This is a genomic window from Streptococcus hyointestinalis, from assembly GCF_011039275.1.
GTDB lineage: Bacteria > Bacillota > Bacilli > Lactobacillales > Streptococcaceae > Streptococcus > Streptococcus hyointestinalis_A.
Map to the genome: position 1 here is coordinate 857,273 of NZ_JAAKGB010000001.1, position 18,422 is coordinate 875,694.

General features: G+C 39.9%; 10 protein-coding genes and 2 pseudogenes. 10 read left to right on the forward strand and 2 right to left on the reverse strand.

What is annotated here, in order from left to right; genetic code table 11:
- Positions 1-8: 8 nt before the first annotated feature.
- Positions 9-1,067 (forward strand): annotated as a pseudogene (gene gtfB, locus G5B60_RS04190) (accessory Sec system glycosylation chaperone GtfB); the annotation flags it as partial.
- A 9-nt stretch (positions 1,068-1,076) separates the two neighbouring features.
- A complete protein-coding gene (locus G5B60_RS04195; RefSeq protein ID WP_164682799.1) occupies positions 1,077-1,241 on the forward strand; it encodes a hypothetical protein in 165 nt (54 codons plus the stop codon).
- Positions 1,242-1,313: 72 nt separating this feature from the next.
- Here the strand turns inward: G5B60_RS04195 and G5B60_RS04200 are convergent.
- Positions 1,314-2,571 (reverse strand): ISL3 family transposase gene (locus tag G5B60_RS04200; protein ID WP_430523645.1). Its coding sequence is split into 2 segments (ribosomal slippage): positions 1,314-1,376 and positions 1,378-2,571, totalling 1,257 coding nucleotides; the frame shifts between segments, so codons are not numbered across the junction.
- A 654-nt stretch (positions 2,572-3,225) separates the two neighbouring features.
- On the opposite strand from G5B60_RS04200, the gene G5B60_RS04205 reads away from it, so the two are divergent.
- The 5 genes and pseudogenes from G5B60_RS04205 to G5B60_RS11595 all read left to right on the forward strand — a co-directional run bounded on the left by G5B60_RS04205 (position 3,226) and on the right by G5B60_RS11595 (position 6,688).
- Entirely contained in the window at positions 3,226-4,416 is a 1,191-nt protein-coding gene (locus G5B60_RS04205; protein WP_241154502.1) for a transposase, read from the forward strand.
- A gap of 319 nt (positions 4,417-4,735) precedes the next feature.
- Positions 4,736-4,792: pseudogene (locus G5B60_RS11580) on the forward strand (KxYKxGKxW signal peptide domain-containing protein); the annotation flags it as partial.
- Positions 4,781-5,653 carry an accessory Sec-dependent serine-rich glycoprotein adhesin gene (locus G5B60_RS11585; RefSeq protein ID WP_277423803.1) on the forward strand — a complete coding sequence of 291 codons (873 nt, stop codon included), beginning with the start codon at positions 4,781-4,783 and terminating at the stop codon, positions 5,651-5,653. The pseudogene G5B60_RS11580 and the gene G5B60_RS11585, both read left to right, overlap by 12 nt.
- Before the next feature lie 186 nt (positions 5,654-5,839).
- Positions 5,840-6,190, forward strand: a complete 351-nt coding sequence (locus G5B60_RS11590; protein ID WP_277423786.1) for a hypothetical protein — start codon at positions 5,840-5,842, stop codon at positions 6,188-6,190.
- Between the two features lie 144 nt (positions 6,191-6,334).
- Positions 6,335-6,688 (forward strand): hypothetical protein, encoded by a 354-nt coding sequence (locus tag G5B60_RS11595; protein ID WP_277423787.1) that lies wholly within the window; start codon positions 6,335-6,337, stop codon positions 6,686-6,688.
- A 22-nt stretch (positions 6,689-6,710) separates the two neighbouring features.
- Here G5B60_RS11595 and G5B60_RS11600 read toward each other — a convergent pair whose 3' ends face one another.
- A complete protein-coding gene (locus tag G5B60_RS11600) occupies positions 6,711-7,472 on the reverse strand; it encodes a hypothetical protein (protein ID WP_277423788.1) in 762 nt (253 codons plus the stop codon).
- Here G5B60_RS11600 and G5B60_RS11605 point away from each other — a divergent pair.
- From G5B60_RS11605 to G5B60_RS11615, 3 genes are all read left to right on the forward strand, one after another.
- Complete coding sequence (locus tag G5B60_RS11605; RefSeq protein WP_277423789.1) at positions 7,460-11,734, forward strand: DUF445 family protein; 4,275 nt, start codon at positions 7,460-7,462, stop codon at positions 11,732-11,734. The two genes, G5B60_RS11600 and G5B60_RS11605, sit on opposite strands and share 13 nt — an antisense overlap.
- Positions 11,735-11,876: 142 nt before the next feature.
- Complete coding sequence (locus tag G5B60_RS11610) at positions 11,877-12,059, forward strand: hypothetical protein (RefSeq protein ID WP_164682032.1); 183 nt, start codon at positions 11,877-11,879, stop codon at positions 12,057-12,059.
- A 133-nt stretch (positions 12,060-12,192) separates the two neighbouring features.
- Positions 12,193-18,321, forward strand: coding sequence for an LPXTG cell wall anchor domain-containing protein (locus G5B60_RS11615; RefSeq protein ID WP_164682803.1), 6,129 nt, complete (start codon positions 12,193-12,195; stop codon positions 18,319-18,321).
- The last annotated feature ends 101 nt before the right edge of the window (positions 18,322-18,422 follow it).

Here is an 18,422-nt window from a genome sequence, read left to right on the forward strand (position 1 = left end):
TTAATTACAGCGAGAACAAAGCGACCATTTTCTACGCCGAACCAAAACATCTGCGCTACATTCAAAATGTTGATTGGCTAGGTGCAAATGGCAAAGCTCGCTTCACCGACCATTACAATCAATACGGCTGGCGCTTTGCTAGAACTCAGTTTACGGGCAACCAAGAAGCAACCGTCAAGCCCTATTTCAATCAAGAAGGTCAAGAAATCCTTGTCGAAAACTTCAAGACAGGAACCATTATCCTCAATTGGAAAGACAAGGTACATTTCTTTAAAAATCGTGTGGAGTTGCTCGATTTCTACTTTGATTTGCTCGCCTTTGACACGTCTGCTATTTGGTTTAACTCCTTGTCGACACCCTTCTTTTTATCCCGCTATATCGGAGGGGCTGGCGATGACTTGCTCTTTTGGCAGGAGGGAATCGGTGACGCTATTCCTGGGAATATGCAGTCGATTTTCAATCATCCAGAGGACCGTGTCCAGCGTATCATCGTCCAGAGAAAGGAAGCCTATGACCAGCTATTATCGCTGTTGCCCAGCGAACATCATGAACGTTTTCACTATCTAGGCTACACCTATCCGGTCAAGAAACAGCCGACAGGGAAAAAAGATATCTTGCTTTTGACCAATTCTGACCAGATTGAGCATTTGGAGGATTTGGTTGTTGGCTTGTCAGACTTCGCCTTCCATATCGGAGCTCTAACAGAGATGTCGCAGCGCTTAACAAGCTTTTCTCGCTACGACAATGTGGTTCTCTACCCCAACCTTCCTGCGCAAAAAGCGCATGAGCTGTTTGAAAAGTGTGACCTGTACTTTGATATCAACCACTGCAATAGCGTCTTAGACAGCGTTCGCCAATCTTTTGAGTACAATCAAATCATCTTTGCTTATACCAATACCAGCCACGACCATGACTTGACGCTTCCTACGCATATCTTTGTACCAGAGGAGACGCAGCGCTTGATTGAGACCGTTCGTGGGCTAGGAGACTATGGTCAAGTAGCAAGACATCAGCGAGAAGAGACGATTTTTGAAAGCTCTGACACTTATCGAAAAGTCCTAAGTTAGGAGGACCATATGCCTAAAAACGAATTACTAGAAAGAGAAATCAACTACACCATTGCTGGTGCAAGAGCGGAACTCCCAGAGCATGAAAAAGAGAAAAATCCACTTTTTTACACTCTGATTATCATCCTCATCACCATCGCTGTTTTGTATTCATTGTTGAGAAGTCTATTGTAAAATCAAGGACAGAATATGTACCAACTATAAAAAGTTGAGGCTCTTTGTCAACTGTAGTGGGTTGGTTAAAAGCTATGTACGAGAGAGAACGATTTTCGTTCTCTCTCTTTGTATGTTCAGAGAGATGAGAATCCTTTATTCTAAAGATCGTAAAGATACGAAATCCAAATGCTTGCCGTTTGATATCCTTGATAAGTTTGTTAGTGGCTTCTAGTTTGGCGTTGGAGTAGGGAAGCGTCCAGGCGTTGGTAATATAAGTCTCGTACTTTATGAATGTCTTGAAAACTCTTGCAAAACTTGCGTTGACTGTATTGATATTGTCGTGAATGAGTCCGAAAAATGCCTCGACACGCTTCTCTTGAAAATGGAAAAGTAGAAGCTGATAAAGATCGTAGTAATAGCGAAGTTCAGGCGAAAAAGCTAAGGTTTTCTGGACAATTTCTCTAGGTGTCAGAGTCTGTCGAAAGGTTCTGGAGTAGAAAGTCTTGTTAGAGAGTTTTCTGCTGTCTTTTTGCAAGATTCTCCAGTGCTTTTTCATGGTTCTATAAGGCAGAGACTTCTTGTCAAAGGCTTTCATGATGGTAATGCGAGTCGCCATCATGGCTCGCGCGAGGTGCTGCACGATGTGGAAACGATCGAGGACGCTTTGAGCTTTTGGAAAGAGTTTCCTGATGCTGGGAATGTAGGCTCCCGACATGTCCACGGTTACGACTTTGACCTTCTCTCTAGCTTGCCTAGAATACCTATAAAAGTGTTTTTTGAGGGTCGTTTGGCGATTGTTCTCCAGCACTGCCATGATTTTCTTTGTCTCAAAATTTTTCGCAATGAAATCCAATTTTCCCTTGTTTCTTTCGAACTCATCCCAAGATAAGGTCTCAGTCAATGTCTCAAAATTCTCTTTCGAAGTGAAAGCATTCAGCTGTCTTTGGACGGTAGAAACAGAGACTTGGAAGCGATTTGCGATGTCTGTGTTGGTCTGTTTTTCGATGAGGAGCTGTGTGATTTTTGTCCAGACAGGCTGTGAGATTTGGCAATTTTTCTTAACCAGACTAGTTTTAGCGACAGAAACCCTGCGACACGCTTTGCACTGAAAACGGCGTTTCCTAAGCTTTAGGACAGTTGCCAAGCCTTGCACATCCAAGATTGGGCTGGTGGAGGGTCTTTGAAAGTCGTATTTGATCATCTTTCCTTGACAATGAGGACAAGCTGGAGCAGGATAATGCAGCTCGGCTTTTATCTCGATGTGAGTCTGATGTTTGAGAATAAGTGCTATTTTGATGTTTAAGTCTTTGATTCCGATGAGTTTTGTGGTATCGTTAATGTGTTCCATATGGTTCTTTCTAATGATGGTTTGGTCGCTTTTCCTTATAGACTATATGGGACTTTTTTGTTGCACTCAAAAAGCCCTATAAGATTTGCGGTGGAGTTGCCCACTACAGATATTATAGAGCCTTAAAAAAACGCCCTTAGAATTATTATTCTAGGGGCGTTTTAGTGTCTAAACTACAGATCATGCGTTTGTTAGTGGCTTTTGAATTAGTCTCGGAAAGGAAGAGATTTTTGTCAAATGAAGCTAGATTACAATACGAGTGGAGATTATATCCGAAACAAAATGTCATATGATGTGGGGTGGTCAAGGAACTCAGCTTTTTAAATAGACTTAATCGTCCTGTACTGAGAATTTTTTACTCAAAAATACCGACACATTTAAATAAACATCTACAGCACTTATATATTAACAGGATATACAAATCATTCCCATAGTTATTTCTTCCCGTCCTATCACCAGATTAGCACGCTATAAAGAGAAAAATCGCCACGTTAAGTAGCGATTTTTCCCTTTTGTGAGCCTCAATGAAACTTCAAAGCGTTATAATAGTTTTAAGTCAAAAATCTCTATTAGCGAGGTCTCACTATGAAAATTATAACACAGCTTAACCTTTTTGAGGATCACTAACTAGGTGATTTAGAAAAAATTTTGAGGGTGTTAGATGGTCTTCCAGAAACGGGTCTCTTTGATGAGTTAGAAGTCAAACGTAAACACGGACGTAAGGATTATTCTGTTCAATCTTACTTCATTGCCTATATCGCTAAAATAGTTCTTCAATTGGAAACCGATCAACAGTTGATTCGTCAGCTTAATATGAATAGCCAGCTCCGTCAAATCTGTGGTTTTGAAACTCACGGTGTTAAGCTCAAAAATGGTACTATTAAACTTGTTCATGCTCCCTCTAAGTCTGCTTATTCTCGTTTTATTCAGGACTTGGAAGAGGTCTGTCCAGACATTGACGAGTGGGTTTTATCGGGCATATCTGAACTATACAACCTTCTTCCGGAATTTGGTATTGACTTAGCCCTAGCTGGCAAGTTCATTGATAGTTATGCAACACCATATGGTAAGAAACAAAGAAAGGATAGACTCTCTGACTGTGATGCCGATATGGCTATTAAAAAACTTCATCACAAAAATGGAACGGTCTCTATGGAGAAACACTATGTCTATCGTTGTCATCTTGTGGTTGATGCTACTTATGAACTGCCTGTTACTTGGGAAGTGACGACGGCCTCAGAAGGGGAACCTACTGTTGCCCAAAGGCTGATTCGAAACATGCGTCCAACGACCATGGAGAGAGCAGAATATTTGCTGGCAGACCGTGGTTATATTGGAATTCCTCTTCAGAATCTCATAGAAGAAGCCACAATTATTCCTATCATCGATCATCCTCGTAAGTGGAAAGAAGATGAAACCAGGCAATACCTTGATACGGATGTGATTTACAATCAATCTGGAGAAATCTTTTGGGTGAATGACAAGGGCAAAGCGATTCAGCTTATCTATAAGGGATACGATAAGTATTGTGACAGTTTGCGGTATGGCTTTCATCCCCGTTATCAGGACAATCGCGTCTTCCGTTTAAAACGGACGGTAGAACCTATTATCTTTAATCAAGTAGCTAGAGATAGTCAGAAGTTTAAACTACTCTACCAGAAGCGGACAGCTGTGGAGAGGGTGAATGGGCGTATAGACCGCGACTTTCGATTCGAGAAGCACACTATCCGAGGGCTTAAGAAGATGAGTCTAGCCATTGCCATGAGTTTTTTAGTGATGGTTGGATTTGCCTTAGCCAAACTCAAACCAGGCCAGAATACTCATTTAGCCAGTTGGGTAGTCTAAAAATAAAAAATAGTTCAAAAACCAAGGGGGCAGTGCGCCCTTTTTTTAGTTTTCGATCTATCTCAATCCATCAGTGGAGGAAAATTCTTGAGTTTAAGAGAGTTAAACCAAAGATTATTGTTAGAAAAAGGAACGGGTTTTGAAAAATACAACATATACTAGTTGAAATTAAAGTAATAATATAATATAATATAATATAATGGGGATTTTTACACAAAAATGAGTGAGAGAGCTCCGACAGTTATGCTGAATCACAGGAAGGAAATTATTTATGGGGAGTAAGAAGAAAAAGATTTTTGGTTAATCATCGCGTAAGTCCAGAGTTAAGATGCATAAATCCGGTAAACACTGGGTACGTACAGTCATGTCATCCATTGGCTTGATTCATTTGTTTAAAGGAATTTCTTCAAAAGAGATTATAGTTAGCGAAAATGAAGGAATAAACTACCATTTGTCATTGTCACGTAATATTTTGAAAGGGGCTGCAACTCTTAGTGCGATTGCTGCTGGCGGTGTTACAGGAACAGCTATGGCGGATACAGAGGAAAGAGCTGTCACGCTAGCTGCGGATAGTGTTAAAGCGACGGATAATTTATCCACTACTGATGTGGTAACATTACCATCAAATAATGACAGTACTACTTTAAAGACTCAACCACTTTCTGTAACAGAGATTGTGGAAAATGTTTCAGAATCAGATTTCACGTTTATGTCGGCCTCTATTTCTGAATCAGTGTCTGAATCTATTTCCGAATCTATTTCCGAATCTGTATCCACCTCTGAATCAATGAGCCTGTCGCTTTCTGAATCTACTTCAGAATCTGTCTCGGCTTCTGAATCATTGTATCAATCTACTTCGGAGTCAGTTTCTGTCTCTGAGTCAGTGTCAGAATCGGTAAGGATTATTGCGAATACTTCAGAATCCCAATGTGATTCTGAAGTTGTAAGTTCAGAAAGAGAAACAGAAAAAATAGATGAAAAGAGCTTAAAAGGTGAGTTAACCGAAACTAAAGAAGAGCTATACACAACTCTTAATGAGGTTGTGGCTACAGATACAAGTTTCATGACGGAAACAGAACGTATAGAGTATGAAGAAGTAAAAAGGGAAGCTAGAAATCTCTTAAATCAGCTGGACAACTTCCTAGCAACAGCCACAATTACTCAATCGCGATATGATAATTTATCACGGCGTGCCAATGTTTTGGCTAAGAAGCTGCAGGAGGTTATCGCTCAATAAAAGCTTCATACTTCTTCACGCAATGATGCGTCTAATAAATTAAAAGATGCCCTATCTTCACTTGAAAAGACAGTTGAGACTGCTCAAACTTTAAATATTAAAGGATTAGAGGGAGCAAGATCACTTATTTCACAGGCAAATGCACAGCTAAATAATGGGGCTACCAGTATCGCCCAATTGGAAGCTTTGAAGAATGCTATTATAACTAGTGAGCGATCGATTCAAGAACAATTGATTAAGAATGATAGTTTTTCGTCAGTAGAAACGTCGAATTATGTTTATGTTGATGGTCATACTTATAAAATAGACATAGACAGCGAAGGTAATAAGTCGGTTAATTTGCCTTCCTCTGTCTCTGAAATTAAAACGTTAGAGGAAGGATTAAGCCCTATAGGACGGTTTAGACTTGCGATCGTAAGTGAGACAACAACAGGGCAAAGAATTACCTTTACGATTTCTGCTTTTGCCAATGATTCAAATGGGACAACGAGCTATGGCTGGAGTGGGGGCGTTCAGAATACCACGCCAATTCTTTGATTAAGCAATTTACGCGGGGAGTATGATACTGTTACTAAAACCATCACTTGGACTGTAACTTATGATCCAACGAGTATTTTGCCTTCTCGTGATTGGCGAACCACTCCATCATACACAGGGATTTATATCGAAACCGGTGGTGGTATGGGGAAACCTACTAATGTTTTGATTGCTGGCAATAGGACAACAACTACAAAAAATTCTAACCCTAAAAAGAATAATCAGTTTGTTTCAACAACGACCTCTACCCCAAGAGCACATACTATTTCTTTGACAACTAGTTACGAGGGTACCCTTAGTGAGTTACAAAATGTTAAGTTGAAGATAGTGGGTTCTACATCTCGAAGTAACACGTTATTGGAAGATGGACTAATAATACAAACTGGGCGTAATAATGGTTGGTATATCCGCTCCAATGGTGAGGGGACGGCTATCAGCATGTTTAATTTAAATGGGGTAAAACCTGATTCAGTTAAGCCAATTATTTCAACCAGTTAATCCACATCTCGTTCAGCTTCTGCTAGTGAGTCAACCAGTAGATCGCGATCAGTGAGTGAGTCAACCAGTAGATCACGATCAGTGAGCGAGTCAACCAGTAGATCGCGATCAGTGAGCGAGTCAACCAGTAGATCGCGATCAGTGAGCGAGTCAACCAGTAGATCGCGATCAGTGAGTGAGTCAACCAGTAGATCGCGGTCGGTGAGTGAGTCAACCAGTAGATCGCGATCAGTGAGCGAGTCAACCAGTAGATCACGATCAGTGAGTGAGTCAACCAGTAGATCGCGATCAGTGAGCGAGTCAACCAGTAGATCACGATCAGTGAGCGAGTCAACCAGTAGATCACGATCAGTGAGCGAGTCAACCAGTAGATCGCGATCAGTGAGTGAATCAACCAGTAGATCGCGATCAGTGAGTGAATCAACCAGTAGATCGCGATCAGTGAGTGAGTCAACCAGTAGATCACGATCAGTGAGCGAGTCAACCAGTAGATCACGATCAGTGAGCGAGTCAACCAGTAGATCACGATCAGTGAGCGAGTCAACCAGTAGATCGCGATCAGTGAGTGAATCAACCAGTAGATCGCGATCAGTGAGTGAATCAACCAGTAGATCGCGATCAGTGAGTGAATCAACCAGTAGATCGCGATCAGTGAGTGAGTCAACCAGTAGATCACGATCAGTGAGCGAGTCAACCAGTAGATCGCGATCAGTGAGTGAGTCAACCAGTAGATCGCGATCAGTGAGCGAGTCAACCAGTAGATCGCGATCAGTGAGTGAATCAATCTCTGAATCAGTTTCTGAATCAATCAGTGAGTCAGTTTCTGAATCAATCAGTGAGTCAGTCAGCGAATCAGTTTCTGAATCAGTTTCTGAATCAATCAGTGAGTCAGTCAGCGAATCAGTTTCTGAATCAGTTTCTGAATCAATCAGTGAGTCAGTCTCTGAATCAGTTTCTGAATCAATCAGTGAGTCAGTCAGCGAATCAGTTTCTGAATCAGTTTCTGAATCAATCAGTGAGTCAGTCTCTGAATCAGTTTCTGAATCAGTAAGTGAATCAATCAGCGAATCAGTTTCTGAATCAATCTCTGAGTCAGTCAGCGAGTCAGTTTCTGAATCAATCAGTGAGTCAGTCTCTGAATCAGTTTCTGAATCAATCAGCGAATCAGTTTCTGAATCAATCAGTGAGTCAGTCAGCGAATCAGTTTCTGAATCAATCTCTGAGTCAATCTCTGAATCAGTCAGCGAGTCAGTTTCTGAATCAATCAGTGAGTCAGTCTCTGAATCAATCAGTGAGTCAGTCAGCGAATCAGTTTCTGAATCAATCTCTGAGTCAGTAAGTGAATCAATCAGCGAATCAGTTTCTGAATCAATCAGTGAGTCAGTCTCTGAATCAATCTCTGAATCAGTAAGTGAATCAATCAGCGAATCAGTCTCTGAATCAGTAAGTGAATCAATCAGCGAATCAGTTTCTGAATCAATCAGTGAGTCAGTCAGCGAATCAGTTTCTGAATCAATCTCTGAGTCAATCTCTGAATCAGTCAGCGAGTCAGTTTCTGAATCAATCAGTGAGTCAGTCTCTGAATCAGTTTCTGAATCAGTAAGTGAATCAATCTCTGAATCAGTTTCTGAATCAATCTCTGAGTCAGTCAGCGAATCAGTTTCTGAATCAATCAGTGAGTCAGTCAGCGAATCAGTTTCTGAATCAATCTCTGAGTCAATCTCTGAATCAGTCAGCGAGTCAGTTTCTGAATCAATCAGTGAGTCAGTCTCTGAATCAGTTTCTGAATCAATCAGCGAATCAGTTTCTGAATCAATCAGTGAGTCAGTCTCTGAATCAATCTCTGAATCAGTAAGTGAATCAATCAGCGAATCAGTCTCTGAATCAGTAAGTGAATCAATCTCTGAATCAGTCAGCGAGTCAGTTTCTGAATCAATCTCTGAGTCAGTCAGCGAATCAGTTTCTGAATCAGTCAGCGAGTCAGTCTCTGAATCAATAAGTGAATCAATCTCTGAATCAGTAAGTGAATCAATCAGCGAATCAGTTTCTGAATCAATCAGTGAGTCAGTTTCTGAATCAGTCAGCGAATCAGTTTCTGAATCAATCTCTGAATCAGTTTCTGAATCAATCAGTGAGTCAGTCAGCGAATCAGTTTCTGAATCAGTTTCTGAATCAATCAGTGAGTCAGTTTCTGAATCAGTTTCTGAATCAATCAGCGAATCAGTCTCTGAATCAGTAAGTGAATCAATCTCTGAGTCAGTCAGCGAGTCAGTCTCTGAATCAGTAAGTGAATCAATCTCTGAATCAGTAAGTGAATCAATCAGCGAATCAGTTTCTGAATCAATCAGCGAATCAGTCTCTGAATCAGTTTCTGAATCAGTAAGTGAATCAATCAGTGAGTCAGTTTCTGAATCAGTTTCTGAATCAATCAGCGAATCAGTCTCTGAATCAGTAAGTGAATCAATCTCTGAATCAATCTCTGAATCAGTAAGTGAATCAATCTCTGAATCAGTAAGTGAATCAATCAGCGAATCAGTTTCTGAATCAATCAGTGAGTCAGTCAGCGAATCAGTTTCTGAATCAGTAAGTGAATCAATCTCTGAATCAGTTTCTGAATCAGTAAGTGAATCAATCTCTGAGTCAATCTCTGAATCAGTCAGCGAATCAGTTTCTGAATCAATCAGTGAGTCAGTCTCTGAATCAATCTCTGAATCAGTTTCTGAATCAATCAGTGAGTCAGTTTCTGAATCAATCTCTGAGTCAATCAGCGAATCAGTCTCTGAATCAATCTCTGAATCAGTCAGCGAGTCAGTTTCTGAATCAATCAGTGAGTCAGTCAGCGAATCAGTTTCTGAATCAATCAGTGAGTCAGTCTCTGAATCAGTTTCTGAATCAGTAAGTGAATCAATCAGCGAATCAGTCTCTGAATCAGTTTCTGAATCAATCAGTGAGTCAGTCTCTGAATCAGTTTCTGAATCAGTAAGTGAATCAATCAGCGAATCAGTCTCTGAATCAGTTTCTGAATCAATCAGTGAGTCAGTCAGCGAATCAGTTTCTGAATCAGTCAGCGAATCAGTTTCTGAATCAGTAAGTGAATCAATCAGTGAGTCAGTTTCTGAATCAGTTTCTGAATCAATCAGCGAATCAGTCTCTGAATCAGTAAGTGAATCAATCTCTGAATCAATCTCTGAATCAGTAAGTGAATCAATCTCTGAATCAGTAAGTGAATCAATCAGCGAATCAGTTTCTGAATCAATCAGTGAGTCAGTCAGCGAATCAGTTTCTGAATCAGTAAGTGAATCAATCTCTGAATCAGTTTCTGAATCAGTAAGTGAATCAATCTCTGAGTCAATCTCTGAATCAGTCAGCGAATCAGTTTCTGAATCAATCAGTGAGTCAGTCTCTGAATCAATCTCTGAATCAGTTTCTGAATCAATCAGTGAGTCAGTTTCTGAATCAATCTCTGAGTCAATCAGCGAATCAGTCTCTGAATCAATCTCTGAATCAGTCAGCGAGTCAGTTTCTGAATCAATCAGTGAGTCAGTCAGCGAATCAGTTTCTGAATCAATCAGTGAGTCAGTCTCTGAATCAGTTTCTGAATCAGTAAGTGAATCAATCAGCGAATCAGTCTCTGAATCAGTTTCTGAATCAATCAGTGAGTCAGTCAGCGAATCAGTTTCTGAATCAGTCAGCGAATCAGTTTCTGAATCAGTAAGTGAATCAATCTCTGAATCAGTTTCTGAATCAGTCTCTGAATCAGTCAGCGAATCAGTTTCTGAATCAATCAGTGAGTCAGTCTCTGAATCAGTTTCTGAATCAGTAAGTGAATCAATCAGCGAATCAGTTTCTGAATCAATCAGTGAGTCAGTCAGCGAATCAGTTTCTGAATCAATCTCTGAATCAGTAAGTGAATCAATCAGCGAATCAGTTTCTGAATCAATCAGTGAGTCAGTCTCTGAATCAATCTCTGAATCAGTAAGTGAATCAATCAGCGAATCAGTCTCTGAATCAGTAAGTGAATCAATCTCTGAATCAGTCAGCGAGTCAGTTTCTGAATCAATCTCTGAGTCAGTCAGCGAATCAGTTTCTGAATCAGTCAGCGAGTCAGTCTCTGAATCAGTAAGTGAATCAATCAGCGAATCAGTTTCTGAATCAATCAGCGAATCAGTTTCTGAATCAATCAGTGAGTCAGTCTCTGAATCAGTTTCTGAATCAGTAAGTGAATCAATCAGCGAATCAGTCTCTGAATCAGTCTCTGAATCAGTAAGTGAATCAATCAGCGAATCAGTTTCTGAATCAATCAGTGAGTCAGTCTCTGAATCAGTAAGTGAATCAATCAGCGAATCAGTTTCTGAATCAATCAGTGAGTCAGTCAGCGAATCAGTTTCTGAATCAATCTCTGAGTCAATCTCTGAATCAGTCAGCGAGTCAGTTTCTGAATCAATCAGTGAGTCAGTCAGCGAATCAGTTTCTGAATCAGTCAGCGAATCAGTTTCTGAATCAGTAAGTGAATCAATCTCTGAATCAGTTTCTGAATCAGTCTCTGAATCAGTCAGCGAATCAGTTTCTGAATCAATCAGTGAGTCAGTCAGCGAATCAGTTTCTGAATCAATCAGCGAATCAGTCTCTGAATCAGTAAGTGAATCAATCTCTGAATCAATCTCTGAATCAGTAAGTGAATCAATCAGCGAATCAGTTTCTGAATCAATCAGTGAGTCAGTCAGCGAATCAGTTTCTGAATCAGTAAGTGAATCAATCTCTGAATCAGTTTCTGAATCAGTAAGTGAATCAATCTCTGAGTCAATCTCTGAATCAGTCAGCGAATCAGTTTCTGAATCAATCAGTGAGTCAGTCTCTGAATCAATCTCTGAATCAGTTTCTGAATCAATCAGTGAGTCAGTTTCTGAATCAATCTCTGAGTCAGTCAGCGAATCAGTCTCTGAATCAATCTCTGAATCAGTCAGCGAGTCAGTTTCTGAATCAATCAGTGATCAGTTTCTGAATCAGTTTCTGAATCAATCAGCGAATCAGTCTCTGAATCAGTAAGTGAATCAATCTCTGAATCAATCTCTGAATCAGTAATGAATCATCTCTGAATCAGTAAGTGAATCAATCAGCGAATCAGTTTCTGAATCATAGGAATCAATCAGTGATCGTCAGTCTTCTGAATCAATCTCTGAATCAGTAAGTGAATCAATCAGCGAATCAGTCTCTGAATCAATCAGTAAGTCGAATCAATCAATCTCTGAATCAGTCAGCGAGTCAGTTTCTGAATCAATCTCTGAGTCAGTCAGCGAATCAGTTTCTGAATCATCAGGAGTCAGTCTCTGAATCAGTCAATCAGTTGAATCAATCAGCGATCAGTCTCTGAATCAGTAATGAATCAATCAGCGAATCAGTTTCTGAATCAATCAGCGAATCAGTTCTGAATCAGTTTCTGAATCAATCAGTGAGTCAGTCAGCGATCAGTTCTGAATCAATCAGGATCAGTTCTGAATCAGTAAGTGAATCAATCAGCGAATCAGTTTCTGAATCAATCAGCGAATCAGTTTCTGAATCAGTTTGAATCAATCTCTGAGTCAATCTCTGAATCAGTAAGTGAATCAATCTCTGAATCAGTCAGCGAATCAGTTTCTGAATCAATCAGTGAGTCAGTCAGCGAATCAGTTTCTGAATCAGTAAGTGAATCAATCTCTGAATCAGTTTCTGAATCAGTAAGTGAATCAATCTCTGAGTCAATCTCTGAATCAGTCAGCGAATCAGTTTCTGAATCAATCAGTGAGTCAGTTTCTGAATCAATCTCTGAGTCAATCAGCGAATCAGTCTCTGAATCAATCTCTGAATCAGTCAGCGAGTCAGTTTCTGAATCAATCAGTGAGTCAGTCAGCGAATCAGTTTCTGAATCAATCAGTGAGTCAGTCTCTGAATCAGTTTCTGAATCAGTAAGTGAATCAATCAGCGAATCAGTCTCTGAATCAGTTTCTGAATCAATCAGTGAGTCAGTCTCTGAATCAGTTTCTGAATCAGTAAGTGAATCAATCAGCGAATCAGTCTCTGAATCAGTTTCTGAATCAATCAGTGAGTCAGTCAGCGAATCAGTTTCTGAATCAGTCAGCGAATCAGTTTCTGAATCAGTAAGTGAATCAATCTCTGAATCAGTTTCTGAATCAGTCTCTGAATCAGTCAGCGAATCAGTTTCTGAATCAATCAGTGAGTCAGTCAGCGAATCAGTTTCTGAATCAATCAGTGAGTCAGTCTCTGAATCAATCAGTGAGTCAGTCTCTGAATCAGTTTCTGAATCAGTAAGTGAATCAATCAGCGAATCAGTTTCTGAATCAATCAGTGAGTCAGTCTCTGAATCAATCTCTGAATCAGTAAGTGAATCAATCAGCGAATCAGTCTCTGAATCAGTAAGTGAATCAATCTCTGAATCAGTCAGCGAGTCAGTTTCTGAATCAATCTCTGAGTCAGTCAGCGAATCAGTTTCTGAATCAGTCAGCGAGTCAGTCTCTGAATCAATCAGCGAGTCAGTTTCTGAATCAATCAGTGAGTCAGTCAGCGAATCAGTTTCTGAATCAATCAGTGAGTCAGTCTCTGAATCAGTTTCTGAATCAGTAAGTGAATCAATCTCTGAATCAATCAGTGAGTCAGTCTCTGAATCAGTTTCTGAATCAATCAGCGAATCAGTTTCTGAATCAATCAGTGAGTCAGTCAGCGAATCAGTTTCTGAATCAATCTCTGAATCAGTAAGTGAATCAATCAGCGAATCAGTTTCTGAATCAATCAGTGAGTCAGTCTCTGAATCAATCTCTGAATCAGTAAGTGAATCAATCAGCGAATCAGTCTCTGAATCAGTAAGTGAATCAATCTCTGAATCAGTCAGCGAGTCAGTTTCTGAATCAATCTCTGAGTCAGTCAGCGAATCAGTTTCTGAATCAGTCAGCGAGTCAGTCTCTGAATCAATCAGCGAGTCAGTCTCTGAATCAGTAAGTGAATCAATCAGCGAATCAGTTTCTGAATCAATCAGCGAATCAGTTTCTGAATCAGTTTCTGAATCAATCAGTGAGTCAGTCTCTGAATCAATCAGCGAGTCAGTCTCTGAATCAGTTTCTGAATCAGTAAGTGAATCAATCAGCGAATCAGTCTCTGAATCAGTTTCTGAATCAATCAGTGAGTCAGTCAGCGAATCAGTTTCTGAATCAGTCAGCGAATCAGTTTCTGAATCAGTAAGTGAATCAATCTCTGAATCAGTCAGCGAATCAGTTTCTGAATCAATCAGCGAATCAGTCTCTGAATCAGTAAGTGAATCAATCTCTGAATCAATCTCTGAATCAGTAAGTGAATCAATCTCTGAATCAGTAAGTGAATCAATCAGCGAATCAGTTTCTGAATCAATCAGTGAGTCAGTCAGCGAATCAGTTTCTGAATCAGTAAGTGAATCAATCTCTGAATCAGTTTCTGAATCAGTAAGTGAATCAATCTCTGAGTCAATCTCTGAATCAGTCAGCGAATCAGTTTCTGAATCAATCAGTGAGTCAGTCTCTGAATCAATCTCTGAATCAGTTTCTGAATCAATCAGTGAGTCAGTTTCTGAATCAATCTCTGAGTCAATCAGCGAATCAGTCTCTGAATCAATCTCTGAATCAGTCAGCGAGTCAGTTTCTGAATCAATCAGTGAGTCAGTCAGCGAATCAGTTTCTGAATCAATCAGTGAGTCAGTCTCTGAATCAGTTTCTGAATCAGTAAGTGAATCAATCAGCGAATCAGTCTCTGAATCAGTTTCTGAATCAATCAGTGAGTCAGTCTCTGAATCAGTTTCTGAATCAGTAAGTGAATCAATCAGCGAATCAGTCTCTGAATCAGTTTCTGAATCAATCAGTGAGTCAGTCAGCGAATCAGTTTCTGAATCAGTCAGCGAATCAGTTTCTGAATCAGTCAGCGAATCAGTTTCTGAATCAGTAAGTGAATCAATCTCTGAATCAGTTTCTGAATCAGTCTCTGAATCAGTCAGCGAATCAGTTTCTGAATCAATCAGTGAGTCAGTCAGCGAATCAGTTTCTGAATCAATCAGTGAGTCAGTCTCTGAATCAATCTCTGAATCAGTAAGTGAATCAATCAGCGAATCAGTCTCTGAATCAGTAAGTGAATCAATCTCTGAATCAGTCAGCGAGTCAGTTTCTGAATCAATCTCTGAGTCAGTCAGCGAATCAGTTTCTGAATCAGTCAGCGAGTCAGTCTCTGAATCAATCAGCGAGTCAGTTTCTGAATCAATCAGTGAGTCAGTCTCTGAATCAGTTTCTGAATCAGTAAGTGAATCAATCTCTGAATCAATCAGTGAGTCAGTCTCTGAATCAGTTTCTGAATCAATCAGCGAATCAGTTTCTGAATCAATCAGTGAGTCAGTCAGCGAATCAGTTTCTGAATCAATCTCTGAATCAGTAAGTGAATCAATCAGCGAATCAGTTTCTGAATCAATCAGTGAGTCAGTCTCTGAATCAATCTCTGAATCAGTAAGTGAATCAATCAGCGAATCAGTCTCTGAATCAGTAAGTGAATCAATCTCTGAATCAGTCAGCGAGTCAGTTTCTGAATCAATCTCTGAGTCAGTCAGCGAATCAGTTTCTGAATCAGTCAGCGAGTCAGTCTCTGAATCAATCAGCGAGTCAGTCTCTGAATCAATCAGTGAGTCAGTCTCTGAATCAGTAAGTGAATCAATCAGCGAATCAGTTTCTGAATCAATCAGCGAATCAGTTTCTGAATCAGTTTCTGAATCAATCAGTGAGTCAGTCTCTGAATCAATCAGCGAGTCAGTCTCTGAATCAATCAGTGAGTCAGTCTCTGAATCAGTAAGTGAATCAATCAGCGAATCAGTTTCTGAATCAATCAGCGAATCAGTTTCTGAATCAGTTTCTGAATCAATCTCTGAGTCAATCTCTGAATCAGTAAGTGAATCAATCTCTGAATCAGTCAGCGAATCAGTTTCTGAATCAATCAGTGAGTCAGTCAGCGAATCAGTTTCTGAATCAATCAGTGAGTCAGTCTCTGAATCAATCAGTGAGTCAGTCTCTGAATCAGTTTCTGAATCAGTAAGTGAATCAATCAGCGAATCAGTCTCTGAATCAGTAAGTGAATCAATCAGCGAATCAGTTTCTGAATCAATCAGTGAGTCAGTCAGCGAATCAGTTTCTGAATCAATCTCTGAGTCAATCTCTGAATCAGTCAGCGAGTCAGTCTCTGAATCAGTAAGTGAATCAATCAGCGAATCAGTCAGCGAGTCAGTTTCTGAATCAGTCAGCGAATCAGTTTCTGAATCAGTTTCTGAATCAATCAGCGAATCAGTCTCTGAATCAATCAGTGAGTCAGTTTCTGAATCAATCTCTGAATCAGTCAGCGAGTCAATCTCTGAATCAGTAAGTGAATCAATCAGCGAATCAGTTTCTGAATCAATCAGTGAGTCAGTCTCTGAATCAGTTTCTGAATCAGTAAGTGAATCAATCAGCGAATCAGTCTCTGAATCAGTAAGTGAATCAATCAGCGAATCAGTTTCTGAATCAATCTCTGAGTCAGTCAGCGAATCAGTTTCTGAATCAATCTCTGAGTCAATCTCTGAATCAGTCAGCGAGTCAGTTTCTGAATCAATCAGTGAGTCAGTCTCTGAATCAGTTTCTGAATCAATCAGCGAATCAGTCTCTGAATCAATCAGTGAGTCAGTTTCTGAATCAATCTCTGAATCAGTCAGCGAGTCAATCTCTGAATCAGTAAGTGAATCAATCAGCGAATCAGTTTCTGAATCAATCAGTGAGTCAGTCTCTGAATCAGTAAGTGAATCAATCAGCGAATCAGTCTCTGAATCAGTAAGTGAATCAATCAGCGAATCAGTTTCTGAATCAATCTCTGAGTCAGTCAGCGAATCAGTTTCTGAATCAATCTCTGAGTCAATCTCTGAATCAGTCAGCGAGTCAGTTTCTGAATCAATCAGTGAGTCAGTCTCTGAATCAGTTTCTGAATCAATCAGCGAATCAGTCTCTGAATCAATCAGTGAGTCAGTTTCTGAATCAATCTCTGAATCAGTCAGCGAGTCAATCTCTGAATCAGTAAGTGAATCAATCAGCGAATCAGTTTCTGAATCAATCAGTGAGTCAGTCTCTGAATCAGTAAGTGAATCAGTCAGCGAATCAGTTTCTGAATCAATCAGTGAGTCAGTCTCTGAATCAGTTTCTGAATCAGTTTCTGAATCAATCTCTGAATCAGTTTCTGAATCAATCAGCGAATCAGTCTCTGAATCAGTAAGTGAATCAATCTCTGAATCAGTTTCTGAATCAATCTCTGAGTCAGTCAGCGAATCAGTCTCTGAATCAGTAAGTGAATCAATCAGCGAATCAGTTTCTGAATCAATCAGTGAGTCAGTCAGCGAATCAGTTTCTGAATCAATCTCTGAGTCAATCTCTGAATCAGTAAGTGAATCAATCAGCGAATCAGTTTCTGAATCAATCAGTGAGTCAGTCTCTGAATCAATCTCTGAATCAGTAAGTGAATCAATCAGCGAATCAGTCTCTGAATCAGTAAGTGAATCAATCTCTGAATCAGTCAGCGAGTCAGTTTCTGAATCAATCAGTGAGTCAGTCTCTGAATCAGTAAGTGAATCAATCAGCGAATCAGTTTCTGAATCAATCAGTGAGTCAGTTTCTGAATCAGTCAGCGAATCAGTTTCTGAATCAATCTCTGAATCAGTTTCTGAATCAATCAGTGAGTCAGTCAGCGAATCAGTTTCTGAATCAGTTTCTGAATCAATCAGTGAGTCAGTTTCTGAATCAGTTTCTGAATCAATCAGCGAATCAGTCTCTGAATCAGTAAGTGAATCAATCTCTGAGTCAGTCAGCGAGTCAGTCTCTGAATCAGTAAGTGAATCAATCTCTGAATCAGTAAGTGAATCAATCAGCGAATCAGTTTCTGAATCAATCTCTGAGTCAGTCAGCGAGTCAATCTCTGAATCAGTAAGTGAATCAATCAGCGAATCAGTTTCTGAATCAATCTCTGAATCAGTTTCTGAATCAATCAGTGAGTCAGTCTCTGAATCAGTTTCTGAATCAGTTTCTGAATCAATCTCTGAATCAGTTTCTGAATCAGTTTCTGAATCAGTTTCTGAATCAATCTCTGAGTCAGTCTCTGAATCAGTTTCTGAATCAGTAAGTGAATCAATCTCTGAGTCAGTCAGCGAGTCAGTCTCTGAATCAATCTCTGAGTCAGTTTCTGAATCAATCAGTGAGTCAGTCAGCGAATCAGTTTCTGAATCAATCTCTGAGTCAATCTCTGAATCAGTAAGTGAATCAATCTCTGAATCTCTTTCACAGACAGAATCAACATCTACATCTGAATCTGAGTCTACGACCGATTCAACCAGTGAGTCAGTCTCTGAATCAGTTTCTGAATCAGTAAGCCAATCTTCTTCTGACAGTTACAGTATAAGTGAGGCACCACTCCAAATGCCAGTCAAGCTTGCTAAAACGCAAAACGTTAAATTACCAGATACAGGTGATACCTCACAAAGTGCAACATTACTAGGTAGCATCGCCTTGTCCGGAGCCTTTCTAGTTGGTAAAAAGAAGAAAAAAACAGACGATGAAACAAAGTAGTTGATTACTAGTAGTAGGTACTAAATATCTCTATGTTTGGGATTTTCAATTGAAAAAACGCCCTTAGAATTATTATTCTAGGGGCGTTTTAGTGTCTAAAC